The 23,981-nt window shown below is 46.0% G+C and carries 20 protein-coding genes; 2 read left to right on the top strand and 18 right to left on the bottom strand.

What is annotated here, in order from left to right; translation table 11 throughout:
- Nucleotides 1-10 precede the first annotated feature (10 nt).
- The 16 genes from LI091_RS03975 to LI091_RS03900 all read right to left on the bottom strand — a co-directional run bounded on the left by LI091_RS03975 (nt 11) and on the right by LI091_RS03900 (nt 16,331).
- Nucleotides 11-1,219: an aspartate kinase gene (locus tag LI091_RS03975; RefSeq protein WP_021652698.1), complete on the bottom strand. Its 1,209-nt coding sequence runs from the start codon at nt 1,217-1,219 to the stop codon at nt 11-13.
- A gap of 21 nt (nt 1,220-1,240) precedes the next feature.
- On the bottom strand, nt 1,241-2,452 hold the full coding sequence (locus LI091_RS03970) for a homoserine dehydrogenase (RefSeq protein ID WP_021652697.1): 1,212 nt from the start codon (nt 2,450-2,452) through the stop codon (nt 1,241-1,243).
- 4 nt (nt 2,453-2,456) lie between these two features.
- Nucleotides 2,457-2,909 carry an ACT domain-containing protein gene (locus LI091_RS03965; protein ID WP_021652696.1) on the bottom strand — a complete coding sequence of 151 codons (453 nt, stop codon included), beginning with the start codon at nt 2,907-2,909 and terminating at the stop codon, nt 2,457-2,459.
- A 171-nt stretch (nt 2,910-3,080) separates the two neighbouring features.
- Nucleotides 3,081-4,200, bottom strand: a protein-coding gene (prfB, locus tag LI091_RS03960; protein ID WP_110104007.1) for a peptide chain release factor 2 whose coding sequence is annotated in 2 segments (ribosomal slippage) — nt 3,081-4,124 and nt 4,126-4,200 — 1,119 coding nt in all. Because the reading frame shifts where the segments join, the coding sequence is not laid out codon by codon here.
- A gap of 73 nt (nt 4,201-4,273) precedes the next feature.
- Nucleotides 4,274-5,107, bottom strand: coding sequence for a carbon-nitrogen hydrolase family protein (locus LI091_RS03955; protein WP_022427328.1), 834 nt, complete (start codon nt 5,105-5,107; stop codon nt 4,274-4,276).
- 255 nt (nt 5,108-5,362) lie between these two features.
- Nucleotides 5,363-7,942, bottom strand: a complete 2,580-nt coding sequence (secA, locus tag LI091_RS03950; protein ID WP_118368578.1) for a preprotein translocase subunit SecA — start codon at nt 7,940-7,942, stop codon at nt 5,363-5,365.
- 232 nt (nt 7,943-8,174) lie between these two features.
- Entirely contained in the window at nt 8,175-9,974 is a 1,800-nt protein-coding gene (locus LI091_RS03945; protein WP_265190851.1) for a fibronectin type III domain-containing protein, read from the bottom strand.
- A gap of 70 nt (nt 9,975-10,044) precedes the next feature.
- Nucleotides 10,045-10,800 (bottom strand): hypothetical protein, encoded by a 756-nt coding sequence (locus LI091_RS03940; protein WP_265190850.1) that lies wholly within the window; start codon nt 10,798-10,800, stop codon nt 10,045-10,047.
- An 11-nt stretch (nt 10,801-10,811) separates the two neighbouring features.
- The gene (locus LI091_RS03935) at nt 10,812-10,937 is read right to left on the bottom strand and encodes a hypothetical protein (protein ID WP_265190849.1); all 126 of its coding nucleotides are present in this window, start codon (nt 10,935-10,937) and stop codon (nt 10,812-10,814) included.
- Nucleotides 10,938-11,079: 142 nt separating this feature from the next.
- Nucleotides 11,080-11,607 carry a ribosome hibernation-promoting factor, HPF/YfiA family gene (hpf, locus tag LI091_RS03930; RefSeq protein WP_015526242.1) on the bottom strand — a complete coding sequence of 176 codons (528 nt, stop codon included), beginning with the start codon at nt 11,605-11,607 and terminating at the stop codon, nt 11,080-11,082.
- A gap of 247 nt (nt 11,608-11,854) precedes the next feature.
- The gene (hisA, locus tag LI091_RS03925; RefSeq protein ID WP_118752831.1) at nt 11,855-12,625 is read right to left on the bottom strand and encodes a phosphoribosylformimino-5-aminoimidazole carboxamide ribotide isomerase; all 771 of its coding nucleotides are present in this window, start codon (nt 12,623-12,625) and stop codon (nt 11,855-11,857) included.
- An 80-nt stretch (nt 12,626-12,705) separates the two neighbouring features.
- On the bottom strand, nt 12,706-13,164 hold the full coding sequence (locus tag LI091_RS03920) for a hypothetical protein (protein WP_118752832.1): 459 nt from the start codon (nt 13,162-13,164) through the stop codon (nt 12,706-12,708).
- A gap of 179 nt (nt 13,165-13,343) precedes the next feature.
- Nucleotides 13,344-14,099, bottom strand: coding sequence for a 4-hydroxy-tetrahydrodipicolinate reductase (dapB, locus tag LI091_RS03915; RefSeq protein WP_015526245.1), 756 nt, complete (start codon nt 14,097-14,099; stop codon nt 13,344-13,346).
- 35 nt (nt 14,100-14,134) lie between these two features.
- A complete protein-coding gene (dapA, locus tag LI091_RS03910) occupies nt 14,135-15,031 on the bottom strand; it encodes a 4-hydroxy-tetrahydrodipicolinate synthase (RefSeq protein ID WP_015526246.1) in 897 nt (298 codons plus the stop codon).
- A gap of 35 nt (nt 15,032-15,066) precedes the next feature.
- A complete protein-coding gene (locus LI091_RS03905) occupies nt 15,067-15,573 on the bottom strand; it encodes a cob(I)yrinic acid a,c-diamide adenosyltransferase (RefSeq protein ID WP_015526247.1) in 507 nt (168 codons plus the stop codon).
- A 131-nt stretch (nt 15,574-15,704) separates the two neighbouring features.
- Nucleotides 15,705-16,331, bottom strand: coding sequence for a single-stranded DNA-binding protein (locus LI091_RS03900; RefSeq protein ID WP_021652685.1), 627 nt, complete (start codon nt 16,329-16,331; stop codon nt 15,705-15,707).
- A 201-nt stretch (nt 16,332-16,532) separates the two neighbouring features.
- On the opposite strand from LI091_RS03900, the gene typA reads away from it, so the two are divergent.
- A complete protein-coding gene (typA, locus tag LI091_RS03895) occupies nt 16,533-18,365 on the top strand; it encodes a translational GTPase TypA (RefSeq protein WP_265190848.1) in 1,833 nt (610 codons plus the stop codon).
- A 789-nt stretch (nt 18,366-19,154) separates the two neighbouring features.
- Entirely contained in the window at nt 19,155-21,791 is a 2,637-nt protein-coding gene (gene adhE / locus LI091_RS03890) for a bifunctional acetaldehyde-CoA/alcohol dehydrogenase (protein WP_059086686.1), read from the top strand.
- Nucleotides 21,792-21,946: 155 nt separating this feature from the next.
- Here adhE and LI091_RS03885 read toward each other — a convergent pair whose 3' ends face one another.
- Both LI091_RS03885 and LI091_RS03880 read right to left on the bottom strand, forming a co-directional pair.
- Complete coding sequence (locus tag LI091_RS03885) at nt 21,947-23,137, bottom strand: pyridoxal phosphate-dependent aminotransferase (RefSeq protein ID WP_195635042.1); 1,191 nt, start codon at nt 23,135-23,137, stop codon at nt 21,947-21,949.
- A gap of 156 nt (nt 23,138-23,293) precedes the next feature.
- Nucleotides 23,294-23,848: a phosphatase PAP2 family protein gene (locus LI091_RS03880; protein ID WP_015526252.1), complete on the bottom strand. Its 555-nt coding sequence runs from the start codon at nt 23,846-23,848 to the stop codon at nt 23,294-23,296.
- Nucleotides 23,849-23,981: the final 133 nt, after the last annotated feature.

Genomic DNA, 23,981 nt, shown 5'->3' with positions numbered 1-23,981 from the left:
TCACATCTGTTTAGTCTGCAAGATTAAACGCATCATGTACCGCATTCATGGCACGTACGCCATCTTTCTCGTTAATGAGAACCGTCACACGGATCTCAGATGTTGCGATCATATTGATGTTCACACCCTCATTGTAAAGGCTTTCGAACATTTTTGCAGCAACACCCGGATTGCTCATCATACCTGCTCCTACAATAGAAAGCTTGGCAATGTTTTTCTCCGCATGAAGCTCAGAATAGGCGATGCGTGCCTGGTTAGCTTCCAGAACACCCATTGCATCGTCCAGATCATTTTTATCAACAGTAAAGGAAATGTCCTTGGTTCCGGCACGGCCGATAGACTGAAGGATCATATCCACATTGATATTTTTCTTAGCCAGGGTATCAAAAAGCTTAAATGCCACTCCTGGTGAATCTTTAAGTCCGATCACAGCAATACGTACTGCATCTGTATCCAGAGCAACACCGCTGATCAGCATTCTCTCCACTGTTACTTCCTCCTTTACCACAGTTCCTTCGCTGTTGTTGAGACTGGAACGTACCACCAGCGGCACGCCGTATTTCTTTGCCATCTCCACAGAACGGTTATGAAGCACTCCCGCACCCAGAGTTGCCAGATCCAGCATCTCATCGTAAGTGATCTCCTTGAGCTTGCGGGCATTCGGAACCTTACGCGGGTCAGCGGTATAAACACCGTCCACATCGGTATAGATCTCACAGGCATCTGCATGAAGCGCTGCCGCAAGAGCTACGGCTGTGGTATCAGAACCGCCACGTCCAAGTGTGGTATAGTCATTATATTTATCAATGCCCTGGAAGCCTGTGACCACAACGATCCTGCGGTTATCCAGCTCTCTGCGGATACGTGCCGCATCGATCTTTTTCAGGCGTGCGCTGCTATGTGCACTTGTTGTGTGCATAGCTACCTGAAAGGCATTCAGAGAAACAGCCGGTACTCCCAGACTGTCCATAGCCATGGACATCAGTGCCACTGACATCTGCTCTCCGATGGTAAAAAGCATATCCATCTCACGTTTCGGAGGTTTGTCATTGATATCCTTTGCCATGGTGATCAGCTCATCGGTATACTTACCCATTGCAGAAAGCACGACCACCACGTCGTTTCCTTTTTTGTAATCTTCGATACATCTTCTGGCAACATTAAAGATACGCTCTTTGTTTGCCACAGAAGTACCGCCGAATTTTTTTACAATCAACATGTTCTTTTCTTCCCTTCGGCATCAATCCTTTACACGGATCATTGCCAGTACTTTTCCGGTGAGCTTGCTGATCTTCTCATAATATTCAGCCTGCTTCATCACCGGTGTGATAAATCCGAATTCGTCCGGAAGGTCATCCGGCTCGATGGTCTGTACATCACCAAAAGCTTTTTCCACTTCATCCATAGTAGTATCAGACACACGTACGAAGAAACGTCCCTCAACTTCATCCATATCCATAAGCTTCAGGGCATAGCTGCTCCAGTTTGTCATGATATTTCTGTGGAGATGCTTTGCTTCATCCACAACATCTGCAACTACTGCACTTGCAGTCGGAAGCTTACCTGCTCCGCTTCCGTAGAACATGGCATCTCCAAGAACATTTCCGTGCACAAATACTGCATTAAACACATCATTTACACTGTAAAGCGGGCTACTCTGGCCTACCAGGAACGGCGCAACCATTGCATAGAAAGAATCTCCGATCCTGCGGCTTGTGGCAAGAAGCTTGATAGTCATGCCAAGCTCTTTTGCATATTCCATATCTGCCGGTGTGATCTTTGTGATTCCTTCTGTATAAATATCCTCGTAATTCAGGAATTTTCCGTATGCAAGTGAAGAAAGGATGGCGATCTTACGGCATGCGTCAGCACCTCCTACGTCTGCAGTCGGATCTGCCTCTGCATAGCCCTTTGCCTGAGCTTCCTTCAGAACCGTATCAAAATCACAGTTCTCTGTGCTCATCTTGTAAAGCATGTAGTTGGTGGTTCCGTTAAGGATTCCTGTGATCTCATCGATCTCATCTGCTGTCAGTGAAGAATTCAGTGCGCGGATGATCGGGATACCGCCGCCGCAGCTTGCCTCAAAAAGGAAATTGATATTTTTTTCTTTTGCGATCTCCATGAGCTCAGAACCATGCTTGGCTACCAGAGCCTTATTGGATGTGCTTACGCTCTTTCCTGCCTGAAGCGCTCTTTTTACAAAGGTATAAGCCGGCTCGATCCCGCCCATAACCTCAACAACAATATCTACCTCCGGATCGTTTACGATCACTTCATAATCATGAACCAGAACTTTCTCAACCGGATCTCCCGGAAAATCTCTTAAATCAAGAACGTACTTGATGTTAATCTCATCTCCAGCTCTCTTGTTAATGCTCTCATGATTGGTGTTGATGACTTCAACAACTCCGCTTCCTACTGTACCGTAGCCTAATACTGCTATGTTTATCATATGCTTACTCCCTGCCTAAAATTTTCAAATAGTGTATACCGTCTCTCTGCTCAATATTCTCCACCATAGCCTCTGCGTCGCCTTCTCCCGGAAGGATGTCAACGCTCAGCGTCAGCGTTGCGACTCCGTTAATGGGAATACTCTGATGTATGGTCAGGATATTACCGTGAAAACGGGCAATCGTCTGCAGCACCATTGATAAAAGCCCCGGCTCATCGTCCATCTGAATGATAAAGGTGATGGTCTTTCCCTTGGTCTCCTCGTGGAAAGGAAAAATATCGTCCTTATATTTGTAAAAAGAACTGCGGCTGATCCCGGTCCTTTCAGCAGCTTCCTGAACAGTAGCCACCCGTTTGGATTCCAGCAGTCTCTTGGCCTCAACCACCTTGAGAAGTACCTCCGGCACTGCCCGTTCTCTTACTACATAGTATTTTTTCTTTTCAACCTGTTTCTGCATAGCAACCTCTCTGACTGCTGTTCACATTGTGGCCAGCAGCCTTCTGTCCGTTTCATAAAGACAACTGTTTTTGTACAAGAGATATATTATCATAATAAAAGAAACTCCACAAGCGCTTTTTTGCCTGCGGAGTCCTTTTCTCTGTCTTTATGGGGTTCCGTGACAGTAATGTTATTCTTTCTTTTTCGCCAGCGCGATCCATTTCAGGTATGCATTGATAAAAATGTCAATACCACCGTCCAGAACTGCGTCAACATTACCGGTTTCTTCATTGGTTCTATGGTCTTTTACCATGGTGTATGGCTGCAGGACATAGGAACGGATCTGGTTTCCCCAGCCGATATCTGTCACTTCGCCTCGAATGCCGGAAAGCTTCTCCTCAGCTTCCTGCTGTTTCAGCAGATACAGCTTGGCCTTCAGCATCTGCATAGCCTTATCCTTGTTCATGTGCTGAGAACGTTCATTCTGGCACTGTACCACGATTCCTGTCGGGAAATGTGTGATACGGATCGCAGAGGATGTCTTGTTGATATGCTGTCCACCGGCACCACTGCTTCGGTAGGTATCGATACGGATATCGTCATCATTGATCTCAACATCCAGATCCTTCTTGATATCCGGCATAACATCGCAGGATACAAAAGAGGTCTGTCTCTTTCCTGCTGCATTAAACGGAGAAATACGTACAAGACGATGAACACCCTTCTCGGATTTCAAATAACCGTAGGCGTTCTCTCCGTTCACCTGGAAGGTTACGGATTTCACACCGGCCTCATCACCGTCAAGGTAATCCAGAACTTCCAGCGCAAAGCCCTTCTTCTCCGCCCATCTGCTGTACATACGATAAAGCATTCCGCACCAGTCGCAGGCCTCTGTTCCGCCGGCTCCTGCGTTCAGCTTGATGATGGCGTTCTCTCCGTCGTACTCTCCGGAAAGGAGTGTCTTCACACGGATGCTGTCAAAGCTTGCCTGGAACTCGTCCAGCATTTCCTGGATCTCAGGGACGATCTCAGGATCATTCTCCTCATATCCCATCTCGATCATGGTTTCCATATCTTCCATCTGCGTTTCCAGATTATGGTATGTCTCAATATCGTCCTTGAGACTCTTTAACTGTTTCATCTTCATCTGGGATGCTTCCGCATTATCCCAGAAATCAGGCGCCTCCATCTCGCGCTCTAATTCTTCGACCTTCTGCTCTTTGTTAGCGAGGTCAAAGTGAATCCCTCACTTCCACTAATGGCTCTGTGTATGTTGCAAGAATACTCTTGAACTGATCTAACTCAACCACAGCTTCACCTTCTTTCTATATATTGATACAGGATTTCCTGCCTGTCTTATACAATACCATATGGGCATGGAAATTACAACGAAAACGTGGTCAGGGCGTAAATATCCCCTCTCCTGTGCTTCAGAAGCGGCAGCTGCTCACGGACTTTTTTTACCTCGTCCAGTTCCAGTTCCACAACCTTCACAGCCGGCTTCTCTTCCATCTCCATGAGGACTTTTCCCCAGGGGTCTGCGGCAATGGAGTGGCCCCAGGAATGATACCCGGCGTTCAGGTCTCTGGCGGGGGCAGCTCCGATGGTGTATACCTGGTTATCCACGGCTCTCTGGCGGAACATCAGCTCCCAGTGAAGGGGCCCTGTTGTCATGTTAAAAGCAGCCGGCACGATGATTACCTGGGCGCCTTCGTCCACCATCAGCCTGGCAAGCTCCGGGAAGCGGAAATCGTAACAGATGCAAAGGCCCATCTTTCCAAATTCTGTATCAAAAACCGTCACCTGGTCTCCCGGTGTCAGGGTATCGGATTCTTTAAAATACTGACCGCCTTTTACATCAATGTCAAAAAGATGCATCTTCCGGTGCTTACCGATCTGATGACCATTTCTGTCAAAGACATAGGAAGTGTTATAAATATTGCCGGCTTCATCTCTCTCCGGCATACTTCCTGCTACGAGATAAATTCCGTATTCCGCTGCCAGCCTGGAGCATTTTTCCCAGGTATCTCCGCCCTCAATTTCGGCATATTCCGGAAAGTATTTATTTTCGTAGGGGCAGCAGAACATTTCGGGCAGGACTGCCAGATCGATCCCCTGAAGCTCCGGGCTGGCAAGAAGTTCTGCTGCCTGGGTGATATTGCGAAATTTATCAGTATATACATGTGTCTGAAGAATTGCAGTTTTTATAATTGCCATATTATCATGTCCCTTCTCTTACAGCGAAAATTAAGTATCTGCTCTATTGACGCAGGATGACTTTCTCATATGCAGGGCGGGAGAATGAAGCGTAGCGGTGGCTACGGCGATTGACGACAACGCAGCATATAAAAAATCAGACAAGTCTATATGACGGTTATTTAATATTCGCTGTACTCTGTTCCTGTGTAACAGAAATCCCAGAAAAAATAGCCCCACCGCATCATCCGGGTGAGACTATTTTTATCTTCCTTCTCAGATCCTGGCAGCCTTACGTCCGCAGCACTGTTTGTATTTCTTGCCGCTTCCGCATGGGCACGGATCATTCGGGTATACTTTATCTTCTTTTCGCTGAACCGGTTTCTTCGGGCCTGCGCTGTCATCTTTGTTTGTGCCGGTTACCTTAGCAACCTGCTCACGCTCGATCTTCTGCTCCACATGAACATGATACAGCATACGTACAGTGTCTTCCTGAATGGAGCTGATCATGCTGTTAAACATCTCGAATGCGTTCATCTTGTACTCAACAACCGGATCTCTCTGACCGTATGCCATCAGACCGATACCCTGACGGAGCATTTCCATATCATCGATGTGATCCATCCATTTGCTGTCGATGCATTTCAGAAGGACAACTCGCTCAAGCTCACGAAGCTGTTCCGGTTCCGGGAACTCAGCCTCCTTCGCTTCATAAAGCTTCACAGCCTCTTCCTTCACAATATGCTTGATCTCATCTTTCTTATGGCCTTTTACCTTCTCTGCGGTCAGCGGGTGAATCGGGATGATCGGAGTGATCGCAGTGTTGAACTCATTAAGATCCCACTCAGAAGAATCCATGTCATCGGAAAAGCACATGTCTGTCATGCTGTCTACGATATCTGTGATCATCTTGTAGATGGCATCACGCATATTCTCACCGTCAAGTACCTGGCGACGCTCCTCATAGATGATCTCTCTCTGCTCATTGTTAACCTGGTCATAGTCGAGAAGATTTTTACGGATACCGAAGTTGTTGAACTCGATCTTCTCCTGGGCTTTCTCGATAGCATTGGAAAGCATCTTGTGCTCGATCTGCTCATTCTCCTCAACACCAAGGGATGTGAACACCTTCATCAGTCTCTCGGAACCGAACAGACGCATCAGGTCATCCTCAAGGGAAATGTAGAAACGGGATTCACCCGGATCTCCCTGTCGTCCGGAACGTCCACGGAGCTGGTTATCGATACGTCTTGACTCATGACGCTCGGTACCGATGATCTTCAGACCGCCGGCCTCTCTTGCCACATCGTCAAGCTTGATATCGGTACCACGGCCTGCCATGTTGGTCGCGATGGTAACGGCATCTGCCTGTCCTGCCTGAGCTACGATCTCAGCCTCAAGCTCATGGAACTTGGCATTCAATACATTGTGGGGGATTCCCTCTCTCTTCAGCATTCTGCTGAGAAGCTCGGAAGTCTCGATGGTGATCGTACCAACCAGTACCGGCTGATGTTTTGCGTGAGCTTCCTTAACTGCCTCTACAACGGCGTTGAATTTCTCTTTCTTTGTCATGTAAACAGCATCATCAAGGTCTTTACGCTGTACTACACGGTTGGTCGGGATCTCTACAACGTCCATGCCGTAAATATCACGGAACTCTTTTTCTTCGGTAAGGGCTGTACCTGTCATACCGCCTTTTTTATCATATTTGTTGAAAAAGTTCTGGAAGGTAATGGTTGCGAGAGTCTTGCTCTCTCTCTTAACCTTCACATGCTCTTTCGCCTCGATCGCCTGATGAAGACCATCGGAGTAACGACGGCCCGGCATGATACGACCGGTAAACTCATCAACGATCAGGATCTCGTCATCTTTTACAACATAATCCTGATCCTTGTGCATCAGATTATGTGCACGAAGTGCAAGGATGATGTTGTGCTGGATCTCCAAGTTTTCCGGATCTGCCAGGTTCTCGATATTAAAGAATTTCTCAACCTTCTTGATACCCTGCTCGGTAAGGTTGACGATCTTATCTTTCTCATTTACAACGAAGTCACCGGTCTCGATAACCTCCTCACCCATGATGGCTGCCATCTTGGTCATCTCATGGCTGGCCTCACCACGCTCCAGCTGCTGTGCAAGGATATCGCACACCTCATAAAGCTTGGTGGACTTGCCGCTCTGTCCGGAAATGATCAGAGGTGTACGTGCCTCATCGATCAGGACAGAGTCGATCTCATCGATGATACAGTAGTGAAGATCTCTCTGAACAAGCTGTTCTTTATAGATGACCATGTTGTCACGAAGATAATCAAATCCAAGTTCGTTGTTTGTTACGTATGTGATGTCACATCCGTATGCCGCACGACGCTCTTCCGGCTTCATGTCGTTAAGTACCACGCCTACAGTCAGGCCAAGGAACTCGTGAACCTTACCCATCCACTCAGCATCTCGTTTTGCCAGGTAGTCGTTGACGGTTACGATGTGGACACCTTTTCCCTCAAGGGCATTCAGATATGCAGGAAGTGTGGAAACAAGAGTTTTACCTTCACCTGTTTTCATCTCGGCGATACGGCCCTGGTGAAGGATGATACCACCGATGATCTGTACACGGTAATGCTCCATTCCAAGTACACGCTTGGCTGCCTCACGTACGGTGGCAAATGCCTCCGGAAGAAGATCATCCAGTGTTGCACCTTCTGCAAGACGTTTCTTATATTCTCTTGTCTTGTCTCGTAACTGCTCATCCGTAAGCTGCTGCATCTGAGACTGATAGCTCTCGGTTTTTTCAACCAGCGGCATGATACGTTTTACCTCACGCTGGCTGCGGGTTCCAAATACTTTTGAAAAAACATTCATGTTTCTGCTCCAATCATTTTATTCGAATAAGACTGCTGTCTCTGATCTGTCCAATTTTGGATCATTCCAGTTCTCTGTTGATATCCGTTATACTGGATCACATATGGTATATATTCTACCACTTTCCTGTTATAAAAACAATGAACAATTATTTAACAAATCATGTCAGGAACAACAGAAAATATCCCGCATAGGATCCTGTTTTCGAGGATCCCGCGGGATATTACAGATCTTATTTCCTTACTTTTGCATTTTTCACACTGCTCCAGGCACCGTAATATGTCTTTCCGCTCACTTTTTTGTATGCACGGATACGAACATAATAAGTGCTTCCCTTTTTCAAACCGGAAAGTGTTCGGGTCAGTGCACTGGTGGACACTGTTCTGGCCCCTCTCATGGACCTTGAGGCCGCATACTGGATCTGATAGCCGGAAGCGCCAACTGCTTTTTTCCAGCGGACAGTCAGCTTCCCGGAAGCCTTGCTGGACGGTTTGTACTGCACCGGAGCTGTCAGACGGACGATCCGGCTGCCGTTTTTGTTATAAGCACTTAAAGCAGAGCCCTTGTATGCGCGGACTGTATAGGTATACATGGTTCCTGATTTTACTGATCCGTCTGTATAGACCAGCGTATTGCTTCCGCTTACGGTAGCGATATTGACCCACTTGCTGCTGTTTCCGGTCCTTCGATAGATCTTGTAGCCGGAAGCATTTGCAGCTCTTTTCCATTTGAAGACGATGCCGGCAGGACTGTTGGAAGTGCCGGATAACCCGGGCGTGGTAAGCTTTACCGTTGTAAGGGCCGCGGAACGGAACTGGTATACGGCTGACTGTACTTCATCAGTCTTTTTCCATTCAGATTTCTGATAAACATACTTCTGGAAAAAGATATACATGTTATAAGTTGCGGCTTTGTTTATTCCTTTGGCAGATCCGATCCGCCAAGTAGTATTCTTCCTGTTATCGGTTGGATTTGGTGAAGTACTCCAGTAAACCGGCACCCACTTCACATCTCCGGGCCCGGGATTTGTATTCGTAGTTCCCGCACCGGTCACAGTAAAATTATAATATTTATTCGGAGTAAATTTCAGCGGAGAATCCAACCCTCTTACAAAACTATCTTTGACATCTGGTATAGAAGGTATATAGGTCGGTGTCGGCGTCACATCATATTTCGGGCGGGTTCCCCTGTAATTCAACTTTAATTTTTTCAGGTTGCTGGTTCTTCCGTCTGAACCCAATACCTTAAGATACAGATCAAATTCTTTCTCTGTATCCAGATTCTTAAGATATATCACAAAGCTTCTGTTTGCAGTAACCGCCACACGAGAGTTTCCCGTATCGACCCTCGGAACATCAGAAGTTCCGTCCTTTTTTCTCGCTACAGCTTTGTAGTAGCAGGCTCCGTTTGCATCAACTTTAAGTGTCACATTCACAGAACTGCGGCTTACCCATTTTTCTCCGGTCCATTTTACGTTTATTTTTGGCACCGGTGTTGGTGTCACTGTCAGTTCAGGATCCGCTGTCGGTGTCACTGTCGGTTCCGGATTCGTTATCGGTGTCACTGTCGGTTCCGGACCCGCTGTCGGTGTCACTGTCAGCTCCGGAGCTGACGCTGACATAGCTTCTGCGCTTTCTTCTTCCATACCGTCTCCTGCTTCTTCAGGTATCAGTTCTGTCAATAATACTTCCGGATCATCCTCACTGGAGATCTCTTCTGAAACTCCTTCCTCAGCTCCGCCGAAAGCATCCTCGCTGTTCTCCGCATTTTCTGCGTTTTCCACATCTTCCATGGTTGCATCGGAAGCGTTATCCACCATTTCCTCAGAAATATCCTCACTGTCTTCTGCAGGCTGCTCAGTCTCTCCCATAGACTCTGTAATTTCCTCTGCGGAAAACACTTCCTGGCTGTCCCCAGCATTTTCTGTGATTTCTGCATCACCGCTGCCAAACTCTGCAGCCATACCGGTTGCCGGAAACACCGTCACACAAAGCGCGGCACTTAAAAAAAGTGCCAGAACTTTTTTCTTCATTTACCTTCCTCCTTTTCTCCGTGAGTTACATATTTGTTATGTCAAGGAGATATTCGCACTCCACACAGTATTATTTTTCAGAAAGTGGGGCTGACTGAAACTTGTACTGTACAGACTGTATCTTATCCGTAGACTGCCATTTGGAATCCTTGCAGGTATATTTGCGGAAGAAAACATACAGATTAAAAGTTCCCTCCTGGTCGATTCCTTCCTTGGAACCGATCTTCCAGGTGCTTCGGATCCGGTTGGAATTCGGATTCGCAGATGTGCTCCAGTAAACAGGCACCCACTTAATATCTCCGTTTTCCGGATCCTCATTATCGGTACCTGCACCGATAACCTTAAAATCATAAAATGTATCCGGGTAGAATTCCAGAGGAGAATCCAGCCCCTCTACCGTACTGTCCTCTGCCTTTGGTTTGGATGCTTTATGTTTTTTTGCAGAATCTGTTTTTTTCGCCGGGCGGCTGTCCTGATCAAGCTCCATCCGCTTCAGATCACTTAATTTCCCATTCTCATCCTCAATCTGGATATACAGATCAACTGCCTGGTCTGTATCCAGGTCTGCAAGTGTGATCCCGAACTCTTCATCCTCACTGATCAAAACCTCATCATTCACGGTATTTCCGGTCTCGATCTGAGGCACCTGGGGATTTCCGTCTTCCCCCCGCTCTGCCCACTTATAATAGCAGACGCCGTTAACGGCTGACGTAAGCGTTATCTCTGCCTGGGAATAGCTGTCCCATTTAAATCCTGTCCATTGTATTTCTGACTTTTGGGAATCCTTTGTATTGTTTTCTCCGGAACTCAGTTCCAGGTCCTCCACAGTCTGTTCTTTTATGGTTCACCACTGTTAAATTCCGCTGCCATACAGGTAGCCGGTATCATGGTCATACCAAGAGCTACACTTAAGATCACCACAGGAAGCTTCTTTTTCCTTTCTCCTTTCGCATATGTCTTCATTATATAATTCTCCCCTATTGCTTGCAACAGAAAAGAAGCCTGATTTTGCTGTGACATAAAAGGCTCCGGAAACCTGCCGATTTCTCACACAGATTCCCGGAGCCTTCCATTCAATATTCAGTTGTGATAATAAAATCCCCTATCAGAACTCTGGTTCGATCAGTCCGTAAGTATTTCCTTTACGTTTATAAACTACGTTAACCTGCTCTGTCTCAGCATTAAAGAATACAAAGAAATTATGTCCGAGAAGCTCCATCTGTACGCATGCATCTTCCGGATACATTGGTTTGATCCCGAATTTCTTGGTACGGATGATCTTAACTTCCTCATCCTCTTCATAATCCTTATCAAGGTATGCCTTCTGGAAGTTTGTGGATTCCTGCTGCTTGTCAACGATCTTGTTCTTGTATTTACGAAGCTGACGCTCAATTACCTCTTCAACCAGATCGATGGATACATACATATCATTGCTTACCTGCTCGGAACGGATAATGTTACCTTTCACAGGGATCGTTACCTCGATCTTCTGGCGATCCTTCTCAACGCTTAAGGTTACTGAAATCTCAGTTTCAGGAGTGAAATACCTTTCAAGTTTACCAAGCTTGTCCTCAACAGCTGTTTTAAGTCCTTCGGTTACTGCTATATTCTTTCCACTAATAATAAATTTCATGACTTCCATCCCCTTTGCTGTTTTATGTTGCTATTATAACATATTAAATTGAATTTTAACATCACTTTTCAAAAATTTCATAAATTTTTTCCAAATTTATTCGATATATTCCTTCAAAATATTTTTTTTGTCGTGAATGCGCAACTATTAGAGTATTTCATCTAATTAATTCATTACAAATGTATATCTGCACACCAGTGCCAGAAGATTGATGGGACAAAAGCATCTGCTTCACTATTTGTATATACTATTTCATTTTAGCCAGAGCTTCAAAGGGTATACTTCCGCCAAAAATATCCAAAGCACTGCCAACAGTCACATCCAGTCTGCCCTGACCTGCTTTTCGAAGCTCTTCAATATCTGCCATAGAACCCACACCGCCTGCATAGGTCACCGGATGGGCTGTATACTGTCCCAGAAGCTTTGCAAGCTCTGTTTCCACACCTCGGGCCTTTCCTTCCACATCCACTGCATGGACCAGAAATTCGTCGCAGAAGCTTCCAAGCCTTTCCATCAGCTCCGGTGTCACGATCTCTTCTGTAAATTTCTGCCATCGGTCTGTGACAATATAATATTTGCCATCTTTTTTGCGGCAGCTCAGGTCAAGTACAAGATGTCCTTTCCCTGCAGCATCACGGATCTTCTCCAGATTTTCCCAGGAGATCACTCCGTTTTTAAACACATAGGAGGTTACGATCACGTGGCTGGCGCCAGCCTCCAGATATTCTGCCGCATTCTCCGGGCAGATGCCGCCTCCGATCTGAAGCCCTCCGGGATATTTTCCCAGAGCCTGAAGTGCCTGGGCTTTCGTCGCTTCATAGTTCGGGGAATCCTTTCCGTTCAGAAGGATCACATGACCGCCCTTTAATCCTGCCTTCTTATAAAGCTCTGCATAGAATGCCGCATCCTGCTCTGACACAAAATTTTCTGCCGCCTGATCCCCCTGATCCTTCAGGCTTCCTCCTACGATCTGTTTTACCTTTCCGTTATGTATATCAATGCATGGTCTGAATTTCATAATCCTGTCCTCCATTTTCTTTCCATGCACTGATAATAGCATCTGAAACAGTTTTATGCAATGCTGTGGTAAAATATCTGTTATCTTCCTTCTACCGCATTTCCCACTGCGTTTCCGATATCATCCACTGCATTACCTACACCGTCGCCAAGGTCCTTTACACTGTCACCCAGCTCACCGGATACAGTTCCGTCATTTTCGTTTCTGTCAGCATCCGCAGCTCCGGGTGCTGCTGTCCCGTTATTTCCATTTCCTGCAGGCGTCACGGTAATATTTCCATCGGACATCTCATTGTTATCCGTGCCGGAATCCTTAATGCTCTCTCCATTGTCCTTCACACCGTCATTGTCTGCTTTTTCTTCCATAGTTTCATCTTCTACGGCAGTATTTTCGTTTGTATCTTTTTCCTTATCCTTCGTGTTTTTATCTTTTTCATCCACTGTTTCATCCGCATTGTTTACCTCTGTGCCGCAGGCTGTAAATGTACACAGAGACAGGGTAAGCAAAGTACCAAAAAGAATCGCCTTCCATTTTTTCATATGATCTTCTCCTTTTTCTAAAAAATTCTGTATTCCTAATATGGCACTTTTTCCGCTATCCTATTCTGGGAAAAATTTCAAAAACCGCAATTTCATCAAAAAAAGACGGGGTCCGATCTTACACGAACCCCGTCTGTATTACCTGTAATTTTATTCTGTTGCGGCTCAATCTGTCAGGATCAGCCGATCACGTCACTCATATCATAACGTCCTGCCGGTTTGCCTGCAAGGAATTTGGCTGCTTCTACAGCACCTTTTCCAAAAATAGCCTTGGAATATGCAGTATGCTTGAACTCGATCACTTCGTCCTGACCTGCAAAAATTATCTCATGCTCACCTACGATAGTTCCGCCGCGAACTGCGGAGATACCGATCTCCTTATCATCGCGTTTTTCACGTTTCTGGCTGCGGTCATATACATAATGATACTGATTATCCATAGCTTCATTAATGCTGTCTGCCAGCGCAAGTGCAGTACCACTTGGTGCGTCTAATTTCAGGCGGTGATGCTTCTCTACGATCTCCATATCAAAGCCTGCAGCTGCAAGAACCTTAGCTGCGTCCTGAACCAGCTTCAGAAGTGTGTTGATGCCAAGAGACATGTTTGCGGATTTCAGCACTGCTACCTTTCGGGATGTTTCTTCCACTTTTGCAAGCTGCTCCTGACTTAAGCCGGTACTGCACAGAACAACCGGGATCTGGCGTGCCGCGCTGTACTCAAGAAGCTTGTCTGTTGCCTTTGCGGAAGAAAAATCAATGATTGCATCTGCCTCTACCTGACATGCGTCAATATCGGTAAATACCGGATAGCTGTTTTTTCCCTGATCTGCAATATCAATACCTGCTACGATCTCAGCATCCGGATCTTTCTCCACAATGCCGCTGATGACCTGGCCCATATGTCCGTTGCAGCCGTGCATGATGATTTTTACCATAGTATATTCTCCTTTACCTTTCGCTTACAGTCAGATCACTTAGCAAGCTTAAGGCCGAATTTCTCGATCTCTTTTGCAAGAGCTGCCTTTGTGTCCTCTTCCATCTCGCAGAGCGGCATACGAAGCGGCCCTACGTTCATTCCCATAAGGTTCATAGCTGTCTTAACAGGAATCGGATTTACTTCGCTGAACAGCGCATTGATCAGCGGAAGAGCTTTCAGCTGATCCTCTGTTGCTCCCTTGGTGTCGCCGTCGAAATATTTCATGACCATGTCATGTGTAAACTTCGGTGCAACGTTGGAAAGTACGGAAATAACTCCAAGTCCGCCAAGAGAAAGAATCGGAAGTACCTGATCATCATTTCCGGAGTAAAGCTCAAGCTGTCCGTCTGCCAGAGACATCATCTTGGCGATCTGGGAAAGATCTCCTGTTGCTTCCTTGATTCCGACAATGTTCTTTACATTCTTTGCAAGGTAAGCTGCTGTAGCCGGCTGGATGTTGCAGCCTGTACGGCTCGGTACGTTGTACATGATGAGCGGAGTTTCCGGAACTGCATTGGCAATTGCTGTGTAATGAGCGATAAGACCCTTCTGTGTAGCCTTGTTATAGTAAGGTGTTACAATAAGAAGAGCGTCTGCGCCATAGGAAGCTGCTTCCTTGGACATCATGATCGCTGTCTCTGTACAATTGGAACCTGTTCCTGCGATAACAGGCACACGTTTGTTAACTTTATCAATTGTGAACTTAATTGTCTGAAGATGCTCTCCGTGTGTCAGAGTAGAAGATTCTCCTGTTGTTCCACAGATAACGATGGCGTCTGTGCTGTTCGCGATTTGATCCTCAAGGATCTCCTCAAGTTTCTCAAAATTCACCTTACCGTCTTCATGCATAGGTGTTACGATTGCAACGCCTGTTCCTTTAAAAATTGCCATTTGTCTTCCTCCTTCTTTCTTCTGTGAAATATTGCTTATTCCCGTTCCTGGTCAGTCAGCTCTGTTGTTATCGTGGTAATACTATCCACATAGGGCTTCAAAGCATCCGGAAGCCAGCGTCCGGTCATAATTATATGCATACTTTCATCCTTCTGCTTAAGCATATCGATGATCGTCTCAACTGGAGCGATTCCTTTATCCATAAGCCCGAGGATCTCATCCAGCAGCAGAAAATCACACTCTCTGGTAGCAATTACCTTCCGTGCGAAATTAAGGCCATTGAGAATATTCGTTCTCTCTTCTGCCTTTTCCTGCTCACTCAGGTCATTATAGCAGGTGTCCATTTTTTCGAAACGGAAAATCTTGAAATCAAAATTATCCAGTTCCTCAAGGAAATCCAGTTCTCTGCGTTCCCTGCCCTTGAGGAACTGTATGATGATCACACTTTTTCCCTGTGTAGCAAAGCGCAGCCCCCGGCCTACAGCCAGAGTTGTCTTTCCTTTCCCGTTCCCGCAATAAACCTCTGTTATTTCTCTTTCCATGATTTTTCCTCTTACTGTTAGTGAAACCGGTAATTCCCCATTTTTCTGATTTTTTTAATATTACCGCAGATTGGCTGGAAATGCAAGTGTTACCTTAATGTTCTCACCACTATTCCAAAATATATCCAATGTTACTCAACATATTCCAATTTACTCACCGAAACTTCATAGGCAATCCTTTTTTCTGTTTCGTTTTCACTAATCCGTTTCATGTACTCCCTGCTCTGGATCCTGCCCCAGATCAGTACATGCCCGCCTACTTCAAAAGCAGAAGCATATCTGGCATTTCTTCCCCAGCATATACATGGTATGTAATCGGATTTTCCGTAAGGTCGATTGACTGCCATCAGAAGATCTGCGATCTCTCTTCCCAACGGTGTTTTTCTGTATACAGGCGGTTTACAGATATATCCGTCCAGAAAGATCTGATTGACCGGCACAGTTTCTTCGTCCTCCCCCACAAACTTCACTTCCCGGGCAAAGACTGAAAGCACAAGCCGGTTTCTCTTTTCTTCATGACGGTTATAGGATCGGAACTGTCCGTGGATCTCGATATATTCTCCCACATAATCCTGTGTGATATCGATCAGCCGCTCAGACACCATCACCGGGATCCTGTCCTCCGAATCGCTGAGACGTTTTACTAGGATATCCATCATGTAAAATCCTTCTCCAAAGACCTGATGGCTGAAAGTAAACCCCGTAGCGATCCGTCCCATAACGGATACCTGATTGTTTTCAATAATTTTATCTGCCATAATAAGTAGCTCTCCTTCCTCTTCGTGTATTTCGTCTATATCAATCTATGTGTATTTACGGTATAATATGCCTGAAAAATGAAAAACCAAAAATATTTTTTTATGTCTTGTAATCTCACAAAAATGTGATAGACTATAAATTTGGACATCATTTTTAACAAAAAAGATTACTTATATATGGAAAGAAAGGATTTGGATTATATGAAGACCAAGCGTGAAGATGTTCGTAACGTGGCCATTATCGCCCATGTCGATCACGGTAAAACAACACTTGTTGACGAGCTTTTGAAACAGAGCGGTGTTTTCCGTGAGAACCAGGAAGTCCAGGAACGTGTCATGGACTCCAACGATATTGAGCGTGAGCGCGGCATTACGATTCTCTCCAAAAACACCGCAGTTCATTATAAGGATGTAAAAATCAATATCATCGATACTCCAGGTCATGCGGACTTCGGCGGCGAGGTAGAGCGTGTGCTGAAGATGGTAGACGGCGTTATTCTTCTTGTGGACGCCTTCGAGGGTGCCATGCCTCAGACTAAATTTGTACTTCGTAAAGCTCTCGAACTGAACCTGCATGTTATTGTCTGCATCAATAAGATCGACCGTCCGGAAGCACGTCCGGAGGAGGTTGTTGACGAAGTTCTGGAACTTCTCATGGATCTGGACGCATCTGACGAGCAGCTGGACTGCCCGTTCCTGTATGCCTCCGCAAAAGCCGGCTATGCAGTTCGTAACCTTGAGGACAAGCCTGAGAATATGGCTCCGCTTTTTGAGACCATCCTTGATGCAATTCCTGCTCCGGAGGGAGATCCGGACGGAGATACACAGGTTCTTATCAGCACCATCGACTACAATGAATATGTAGGCCGTATCGGTGTCGGTAAAGTTGAGCGCGGAACCATTTCCGTGAACCAGGAGCTGATGCTTCTGAACCATCATGACCCGGACAAACACGAGCGCGTAAAGATCAGCAAGCTCTACGAATTTGACGGCCTGAACAAGGTTGAAGTCAAGAGTGCTACCATCGGAGCCATCGTTGCGATCTCCGGTATTGCAGATATCCACATTGGAGATACACTCTGTGCAGGAGATAACCCGGAGTCCATTCCGTTCCAGAAGATTTCCGAGCCTACCATCTCCATGAACTTCCTTGTAAACGACAGCCCGCTTGCAGGACAGGAAGGTAAATTTATCACTTCCCGTCACCTTCGTGACCGCCTCTACCGTGAGCTGAATACAGACGTCAGCCTTCGTGTGGAAGACACAGATACAACTGAGTGCTTCAAGGTTTCCGGCCGTGGTGAGCTTCACCTTTCCGTTCTTATTGAGAACATGCGCCGTGAAGGATATGAATTTGCAGTCAGCAAACCGGAGGTTCTCTATCATACAGACGAGCGCGGACGCAAACTGGAGCCGATCGAGATCGCATATGTTGATGTTCCGGAGGAATTTTCCGGTACCATCATCCAGAAACTCAGCGAGCGTAAAGGTGAACTTCAGGGTATGAGCACAGCAAGCGACGGAACTGTACGTCTTGAGTTCTCCATCCCTTCCCGTGGACTGATCGGATTCCGTAACGAATTCCTTACCTCCACCAAGGGTACCGGTATCCTGAACACCATGTTTGACGGATATGCACCATACAAGGGAGACTTCCCGTATCGTAAACAGGGTTCCCTCATCGCTTTCGAGGCAGGCGAGACTGTAACTTACGGTCTTTTCTCCGCTCAGGAGCGTGGTACTCTCTTCGTCGGACCTGGCGAGAAGGTTTACAGCGGTATGGTTATCGGACAGAATGGTAAGGCTGAGGATATCGAGCTGAATGTCTGCAAGACCAAGCACCTTACCAACACCCGTTCCTCTTCCGCTGACGATGCACTGAAGCTTGTTCCGCCAAAGATCTTAAGTCTTGAGCAGGCCATTGAGTTCATCGACCAGGATGAGCTTCTTGAGGTAACACCGACAAGCCTTCGTATCCGTAAACGTATTCTGGACTCCAGAGACAGAAAACGTGCCGCATTCCGCAAGAGCTGATCGAACCTGGCTATCATTTACTGTTGAGCAGAAACCTTTTACAGTAATTCGGCGCAAAGCCGCATAGTGAATGCGGATGCTTTTATCCGCCTGACCTATATTTATATAAACTGCCATATGGGAAGCATTTCCTGTATGACAGTTTTTTTTCTGCATTTCTGAAAAAAATCCCGATAATTTCCGCCTAATTATTCTGAAATTTTAAATAATTTCAAGTTTTTTGATTTCTTATGTTATCACGCTTTACTTTGCTACAATATTTTTGTGAATTTTTTATCAAAATTACTCCGTATTTTTGTGAATTATTCATCGAATTCTCTATTGACGTCTGAAATCAGTTAAATTATGATGTGCGCATGATCATTTGACAAAAGTTTAACGTTAATGTTTTAACCACATGTTGCGTTTTATCTTTTGCCCGCCCTTCATATGTGTGCATGTTTTTTGTCAGTGCTGACAATTTTTTAACATGCTCTTTGTGCACAGTGCTGAATTTCAAAAATTTTTTTTAAGATTTTTCCAATAATTCAGCGTTCTGCAAAGTAAAATTTACAGTATTTTCCCCTAATTTTTTGTTCGTCATTTTGCACATAGCGACAAAATTCAGAATTTGCGTTTTTTTCAGAATTTTGATACTATATTAGTATCGAAACTGAAAATTCAATCAGATTGAATCAACAACGAAACGCAGCGCGGGGACTTACAAAAACTCTGCAGCATCTGCCGGCGAAAAAAGGATAAGCCCGCAGGACCACAGACCATTATCATATGAAAACAGGAGGATTCCACATGGCAAAGAAAGAAACTATCCCTACCATCATCGACACTCCAGAAGCCCTGACCGCGAAAATGGCTGCAATGAAAGAGGCACAGAAGATCTTTGCTACCTACACACAGGAGCAGGTCGACAAGATCTTTAAGGCAGCTGCTACTGCTGCTGACAAGATGCGTATCCCACTTGCCAAAATGGCTGTTGAGGAAACAGGCATGGGTATCATGGAAGACAAGGTTATCAAGAACCATTACGCAGCAGAGTATGTTTACAATGCATATAAGAACACTCAGACATGTGGTGTTGTAGAAGAAGACAAGGCATACGGACTCAAGAAGATCCTGGAACCTGTAGGACTGATCGCTGCAGTTATCCCTACAACCAACCCGACCTCCACAGCAATCTATAAATCTCTTATTTCCCTGAAAACCCGTAATGCGATCATCATCAGCCCGCATCCGCGTGCTAAGAAATCCACTATTGAAGCTGCAAAAGTTGTTCTGGAAGCAGCTGTTGCCGCAGGTGCGCCGGAAGGAATCATCGGATGGATCGATATCCCAAGCCTTGACCTTACCAACATGGTAATGCAGAACGCAGATATCATCCTTGCCACCGGTGGGCCCGGAATGGTCAAAGCAGCTTACTCCTCCGGTAAACCGGCTGTTGGTGTAGGACCCGGAAATACACCTGCCATTATTGATGACAGCGCAGATATCCGTCTTGCAGTTAACTCCATCATCCACTCCAAGACCTTTGACAATGGTATGATCTGTGCTTCCGAGCAGTCCGTAACTGTTCTGGAGAGCATTTATAAAGAAGTGAAGGAAGAGTTCCTTTACAGAGGATGCTACTTCCTTAAAAAAGACGAGATCGAGAAAGTCAGAAAGACCATCCTTATCAACGGTGCACTGAATGCCAAGATCGTAGGACAGAAGGCTGCTACTATCGCTGAAATGGCAGGCGTTACTGTACCGGCTGAGACCAAGATCCTGATCGGTGAGGTTGAGTCCGTTGATATCAGCGAAGAATTCGCACACGAGAAGCTTTCCCCTGTACTTGCCATGTACAAGGCCAAGAATTTTGACGATGCTGTTGCAAAGGCTGCGCAGCTCGTTGCAGACGGCGGCTATGGTCATACCTCTTCCCTCTACATCAACGTAAATGAAACAGAGAAGATGGATAAATTCGAAGCAACTATGAAAACCTGCCGTATCCTTATCAATACACCTTCTTCCCAGGGTGGTATCGGTGACCTTTATAACTTCAAGCTTGCTCCATCCCTTACTCTTGGCTGCGGTTCCTGGGGCGGTAACTCCGTATCCGAGAACGTTGGTGTCAAACACCTTCTCAATACCAAGACTGTTGCTGAAAGGAGAGAGAATATGCTCTGGATGAGAACACCGGAAAAGGTTTACTTTAAGAAGGGCTGTATGCCGGTTGCTCTTGATGAGCTCGGTACTGTTATGGGCAAGAAACGCTGCTTCATCGTAACAGACTCCTTCCTCTACAAGAATGGCTACACCAAACCGATTGAAGATAAACTGGATCAGATGGGCATCGTTCATACATGCTTCTCTGATGTAGCTCCTGACCCGTCTCTCGCTTCCGCCAAAGCCGGTGCCAAGGCTATGACAGCCTTTGAGCCAGACTGCATCATCGCTCTTGGCGGCGGTTCCGCAATGGATGCCGGCAAGGTTATGTGGATGCTTTATGAGAATCCGGACGCTGACTTTTCCGATATGTCCATGGACTTCATGGATATCCGTAAGAGAGTTTATACCTTCCCGAAGATGGGTAAAAAAGCTTACTTCGTAGCGATCCCGACCTCTTCCGGTACAGGCTCCGAGGTTACTCCTTTCGCCATCATCACAGATCAGGATACCGGCGTTAAATGGCCACTGGCTGATTACGAGCTTCTCCCGGATATGGCGATCGTAGATACCAATAACATGATGAGCGCACCGAAGGGACTTACCCGTGCTTCCGGTATCGATGTTATGACACATGCCATTGAGGCTTATGTTTCCATGATGGCTTCCGATTACACCGATGGTCTTGCACTGAAAGCAATCAAGCTTGTATTTGAGTATCTGCCGCGTGCATATAAAGATGGCAATGACGTAGAGGCCAGAGATCACATGGCTAACGCTTCCTGCATGGCAGGTCTTGCATTCGCCAATGCATTCCTCGGCGTTAACCACTCTCTCGCTCACAAGCTCGGTGCTTTCCACCACCTGCCACACGGTATCGCAAACGCAGTTGTTCTTCTGGATGTTATGCGTTACAACAGTGCTGAGGTTCCGACTAAGATGGGTACTTTCCCACAGTATCAGTATCCGAAGACACTTGCACGCTACGCTGAGATCGGACGTTCTGTAGGTCTTACAGGCAAGAACGATGCAGAAGTATTCGAAAAGCTTCTTGCTAAACTGGATGAGCTTATGAGAACTATCGAGATCCTGCCGACGATCCGTGATTACGGCGTAGATGAGAAGCATTTCCTGGAAACTCTGGATGAGATGTCCGAGCAGGCTTTCAATGACCAGTGTACCGGTGCCAACCCGAGATATCCGCTTGTATCCGAGCTGAAAGATATCTATCTGAAAGCTTATTACGGAGAAATGCCAAATAAAGAAAAGAAAAAAGCCAAATAAATGTGGAACATCCTTTTAACGAAACACAGTCGGGAGTCTATTCACTCCCGACTACGTTTCATTTGCTTATTCCCTCTTGCAAAAGATCCCCGATACAGGGCTGCATGAACAGACTGTACCGGGGATCTTTTATTCAACTGCTTTGTAATGATCGTTTATTTCAAGCCATACTCTGCTGCAAGTTTTTTAAATTCAGGAAGAGAATTCACAATTGTCTCATAGGATACACAATATGCAAGTCTCACATAACCGGGGCATGCGAAGGAGCTTCCCGGTACCATAAGGATGTTATATTTCTTACCGGCTTCACAGAAGGCTTTTTCGTCTTCAACCGGAGATTTTACAAAGAGATAGAAGGCACCCTGTGGTTTGATGCACTCAAATCCGCAGTCTTTCAGGCCATTATAAAGTGCCTGCCGATTTTTATCATAAGCTGCAAGATCAGTCTTGGCGTCTACACATTTTGCAACTACCTTCTGGATCAGGGACGGTGCATTTACACAGCCAAGTGTACGGTTTGCAATGGTTGCTGCAGAGATCAGCTCTTCGCTTCCGTCTGCCTCATCAGGGATCACCAGATATCCGATACGTTCACCCGGAAGGGAAAGAGATTTGCTGTAGGAATAGCCCACAACAGTATTGTTATAATATTTCGTCAGGTATGGGACCTCCACGCCATCATAAGCCAGCTCACGGTATGGCTCATCGGAGATCAGGTAGATCACGGTTCCGAACTCTTTCTGTTTTGCTTCCAGGATTGCGGAAAGTTTCTTGATCGTTTCTTCTGAATATACAACTCCGGTAGGATTGTGCGGGGTATTTACGATAACTGCTCTTGTCTTCGGTGTGATCTTCTGTTCAAACTCAGCGAGATTTGGCTGGAAGGTTGTGGTATCCGGAGAGATTTCCACAAGGACACCATCATAATTGCGGACATATGCACCGTATTCCAGAAAATAGGGTGCAAAAACGATCACCTCTTCTCCGGGATTCAGGATTGTTTTCAGGATCACATTCAGTCCGCTTGCAGCGCCGACGGTCATGATCAGATTCTTTGCGGAAAATTTCGTATCGAAACGTCTGTTGAGGGATTCTGCGATGGTCTGGCGTACATCCTCAAAGCCTGCGTTGCTCATATATCCGTGAAGAACTGTCGGATCCGTAGTGTTTACAAGCTCGATAATTGCTTCGCGGACGCTGTCCGGTGCCGGTACACTTGGATTTCCGAGACTGAAATCAAAAACCTTGTCTGCGCCATATTTCGCACGGAGGCGGTTTCCTTCCTCAAACATCATACGGATGGCGGAATTATTTTTTACGTAGGGTTTCATTTTTTCTGATATCATTTTGTGCTCTCTCCTTTTATCCGATTTTACAGGGTTTCATATCATTATTTCTACCATAGTCAGAATCTGTTGTACTGTCTACAATTTTACCCCGTCCTGCTTCAGCGTGTCAATACTTTGTCCAGGTAAAGTGCTTCATATTTCCTATGGACAATGCTAGTGTACCTGTTTGTCTTCCGGTTTCGTTCGCACGATCCATACTGACAACATGCTTCCCACCAGCGCGATCACGAATCCGGTCAGAACATCTGTCGGATAATGGACACCAAGATACAGTCTGGAAAATGCCACCAGTGCTGCCAGAACTACTGCCGGGATTCCGAATTTCTTCGGAAGCATACGGAGCATTACCAGAGCAACGGCAAAGGATGCTGTGGTGTGACCTGACGGAAAAGAGAAATCCTTCGGTTTGGTGATCATAGGGATGAGAGCTTCGATTTCCGCAAAAGGCCTTGGTCTTGCCACTATATTTTTGAGAAGCAGGTTGGTAACGATCGCCCCGAAGATCAGGGATAAGGCTGCCGCATAGCCTGTTTTTCTTGTCTTTGGAACAGCAAGAAGAACAACTGCACAGAGGATCCAGAACCATCCTCCGTTTCCCAGAAATGTAACAGATTTCATAAATGGTGTCAGCATATCCGTTCTTAAATATCGCTGGATCAGGAGAAGGATTTCTCCGTCCAGCTGTTGTATTGACTGTAAAATATTCATATACCTCTTACTGATCAGACGCTACCGCAATCTGCTTTGCCAGCTGTTCATAGCCATGCAGCTGCCCGGCAGTTTACCTGGTCAGATCAGCTTTCTCCTCTTTCTTTATTTTTCAGCAGACAGAGCAGCTTTC

This window comes from Blautia sp. MSK20_18, assembly GCF_020553125.1.
GTDB classification, from domain to species: Bacteria; Bacillota; Clostridia; order Lachnospirales; family Lachnospiraceae; genus Blautia_A; species Blautia_A fusiformis.
The sequence above is the reverse complement of the archived record's forward strand: the minus strand, read 5'-3'. Positions and strand labels throughout refer to the sequence as shown.

What these genes read in the sequence shown, in the direction of transcription:
- dapB (WP_015526245.1), bottom strand. Translation starts at nt 14,099, where the DNA reads ATGGTAAAAATCATCATGCACGGCTGCAACGGACATATGGGCCAGGTC.
- LI091_RS03965 (WP_021652696.1), bottom strand. Translation starts at nt 2,909, where the DNA reads ATGCAGAAACAGGTTGAAAAGAAAAAATACTATGTAGTAAGAGAACGG.
- LI091_RS03955 (WP_022427328.1), bottom strand. Translation starts at nt 5,107, where the DNA reads ATGGCAATTATAAAAACTGCAATTCTTCAGACACATGTATATACTGAT.
- LI091_RS03880 (WP_015526252.1), bottom strand. Translation starts at nt 23,848, where the DNA reads ATGAATATTTTACAGTCAATACAACAGCTGGACGGAGAAATCCTTCTC.
- dapA (WP_015526246.1), bottom strand. Translation starts at nt 15,031, where the DNA reads ATGGCAATTTTTAAAGGAACAGGCGTTGCAATCGTAACACCTATGCAT.
- LI091_RS03900 (WP_021652685.1), bottom strand. Translation starts at nt 16,331, where the DNA reads ATGGCAGATAAAATTATTGAAAACAATCAGGTATCCGTTATGGGACGG.
- hpf (WP_015526242.1), bottom strand. Translation starts at nt 11,607, where the DNA reads ATGAAATTTATTATTAGTGGAAAGAATATAGCAGTAACCGAAGGACTT.
- LI091_RS03885 (WP_195635042.1), bottom strand. Translation starts at nt 23,137, where the DNA reads ATGATATCAGAAAAAATGAAACCCTACGTAAAAAATAATTCCGCCATC.
- LI091_RS03970 (WP_021652697.1), bottom strand. Translation starts at nt 2,452, where the DNA reads ATGATAAACATAGCAGTATTAGGCTACGGTACAGTAGGAAGCGGAGTT.
- typA (WP_265190848.1), top strand. Translation starts at nt 16,533, where the DNA reads ATGAAGACCAAGCGTGAAGATGTTCGTAACGTGGCCATTATCGCCCAT.
- adhE (WP_059086686.1), top strand. Translation starts at nt 19,155, where the DNA reads ATGGCAAAGAAAGAAACTATCCCTACCATCATCGACACTCCAGAAGCC.
- LI091_RS03975 (WP_021652698.1), bottom strand. Translation starts at nt 1,219, where the DNA reads ATGTTGATTGTAAAAAAATTCGGCGGTACTTCTGTGGCAAACAAAGAG.
- LI091_RS03920 (WP_118752832.1), bottom strand. Translation starts at nt 13,164, where the DNA reads ATGAAAAAATGGAAGGCGATTCTTTTTGGTACTTTGCTTACCCTGTCT.
- LI091_RS03905 (WP_015526247.1), bottom strand. Translation starts at nt 15,573, where the DNA reads ATGGAAAGAGAAATAACAGAGGTTTATTGCGGGAACGGGAAAGGAAAG.
- secA (WP_118368578.1), bottom strand. Translation starts at nt 7,942, where the DNA reads ATGAATGTTTTTTCAAAAGTATTTGGAACCCGCAGCCAGCGTGAGGTA.
- LI091_RS03945 (WP_265190851.1), bottom strand. Translation starts at nt 9,974, where the DNA reads ATGAAGAAAAAAGTTCTGGCACTTTTTTTAAGTGCCGCGCTTTGTGTG.
- hisA (WP_118752831.1), bottom strand. Translation starts at nt 12,625, where the DNA reads ATGAAATTCAGACCATGCATTGATATACATAACGGAAAGGTAAAACAG.
- LI091_RS03935 (WP_265190849.1), bottom strand. Translation starts at nt 10,937, where the DNA reads ATGAAGACATATGCGAAAGGAGAAAGGAAAAAGAAGCTTCCTGTGGTG.